The organism is Micromonospora sp. D75, assembly GCF_018070405.1.
GTDB lineage: Bacteria > Actinomycetota > Actinomycetes > Mycobacteriales > Micromonosporaceae > Micromonospora > Micromonospora chalcea.
Window position 1 is genome coordinate 1 of record NZ_JAGPXV010000852.1, and the last position, 1,990, is coordinate 1,990.

A 1,990-nucleotide genomic window follows, 5' to 3' on the forward strand; every position below is an offset into this window, starting at 1 on the left:
CACCTCGATCGGCGCGCAGCTCACCTACGCACGCGAGCTGAGCGAGGCGCCACGCCTGATGGCCATCATGATCGTCATCCTGGTGGTGGGCCTGCTCGTGGACACCGCGTTCGGTGCCGCCGACAAGGCGATCCGCCGCCGCTGGGGCGTGCTGGACCAGGCCGGCAACTGACGTCGTGTACATCTCCGCGCGCGCCGACTACGCGCTCCGGGCCATGCTCGCCGTCGCCGACGTCGCCGGTACCCCCGGCGACGCGGTGTCCGGCGGCGGCGAGCTGGTCAAGGCGGCGAGCCTGGCCGAGAGCCAGGACATCCCGCTCAGCTTCCTCCAGGGGATCCTGCTCGACCTGCGGCGGGCCGGGCTGCTGCACAGCCATCGCGGCACCGAGGGCGGGTACGCGCTGACCCGCCCGCCGGACGAGATCAGCGTGGGCGACGTGCTCCGCGCGGTGGGTGGCGCGATCACCAGCGTCCGGGGCATCCCCGCCGACCGGGCCGGATACCACGGCGTGGCCACCGGCCTGCGGGACGTGTGGCTGGCGGTGGACGGCGCGATCGCCCTGGTCGTGGACCGGACCACGCTCGCCGACCTGCTGAGCGACCGGGCGACGGCACCCTGACGCGCGTCCGGTCACAGGGCGACGGCGCGCGGGGTCGCGGACCCGGCCGGTTGTCGGCCACAGAGGGCATGACTCCTGGCCGATATGACTCTCGGGCATATTTATACCTGAGAGTCATATCGCTTTCCGGGCATCATCCGCCCGGCGCGGCTACTGAGCGTGCGGGACGCTCATCCCGGGCGTGAAGCTGCGGGCGGCGCCGCGATCCGGCGAGCCGCCGTCGGAGGGCCGCCAGGGCCCGAACGCGGCCACCGCGGCGAGCGCCAGGCCGGCCCCCGCCACCGCGAGCACCAGCAGCACTTCCCGTGCACCGCCCGATCCGGCTTCCCCCGCCATGAACCGCTCCCTCCGCGTCCGGCCGACCCCCCGACCGGTCCCCGCCCGACAGCATCGCCGCCACGGCGAGGCCGGACAGTCGGACAGCCGACCGAACGTCGACTGATTCCCGACTCAGGGACGGTCGGCCGGCCCGCTCGAAGCCGAGCCGGTCAGGCGCGGTCAGCGGCGGCGCGGACGCCGGCGAGGACGGGTCGCCGGGGCGGGGTGCGCGGCAGCGGGCGCGGCGATGGTCACCGGCACACCGGACGGCTCCCGGGCGCCGGTGAGCCGGCTCAGCTCGCTGTCGCCGGGGCGTACCCGGGTGGTCTTGGGGTTGATGCCCGCGGTGCTCATCAGCCGGGCGACGTCGCGGCGCTGCTCCGGCAGCACCAGCGTGACCACGGTGCCCGACTCGCCGGCCCGCGCGGTCCGGCCGCCCCGGTGCAGGTAGTCCTTGGCCTCCGCGGGCGGGTCGGCGTTGACCACCAGGTCCAGCCCGTCGACGTGGATGCCCCGGGCCGCCACGTCGGTGGCCACCAGCGCGGTGACCTGGCCGGTGCGGAACTGCTCCAGGATGCGGGTGCGCTGCGGCTGCGACTTGCCGCCGTGCAGCGCCGCGGCGCGTACGCCCTTGGCGAGCAACTGCCGGGCCACCCGGTCGGCGCGGTGCTTGGTGGCGATGAAGACGATGGTGCGGCCCTCGCGGGCGGCGATGTGGGCCACCGCGGCCTGCTTGTCGTCCGCCTCGAGGTGCAGCACGTGGTGGGTCATCGCGGTGACGGTGGCGGTGCCCGGGTCGACGGAATGCGTCACCGGGTCGGCCAGGAATCGGCGGACCAGCCGGTCCACGCCCCGGTCCAGGGTGGCCGAGAAGAGCATCCGCTGCCCGCCCGGCGCGACCTGCTCCAGCAGCTTCGTCACCTGCGGCAGGAAGCCCATGTCGGCCATCTGGTCGGCCTCGTCCAGCACCGTGATGGACACCTGGTCCAGCCGGGCGTCCCCGCGATCGATCAGGTCGTGCAGCCGGCCCGGCGTGGCCACCAGCACCTCGG

General features: G+C 74.7%; 3 protein-coding genes. 1 reads left to right on the forward strand and 2 read right to left on the reverse strand.

The annotated features are described in order from the left end of the window. The first annotated feature begins 176 nt into the window (after positions 1–176). The gene (locus KBX39_RS29890; RefSeq protein ID WP_210873743.1) at positions 177–620 is read left to right on the forward strand and encodes an Rrf2 family transcriptional regulator; all 444 of its coding nucleotides are present in this window, start codon (positions 177–179) and stop codon (positions 618–620) included. Positions 621–770: 150 nt separating this feature from the next. Here the strand turns inward: KBX39_RS29890 and KBX39_RS29895 are convergent, their stop codons facing one another. After that, complete coding sequence (locus KBX39_RS29895) at positions 771–956, reverse strand: hypothetical protein (protein WP_210873744.1); 186 nt, start codon at positions 954–956, stop codon at positions 771–773. Between the two features lie 162 nt (positions 957–1,118). Further along, a partial coding sequence (locus KBX39_RS29900) for a DEAD/DEAH box helicase (RefSeq protein ID WP_210873746.1) occupies positions 1,119–1,990 on the reverse strand: 872 nt, incomplete at its 5' end.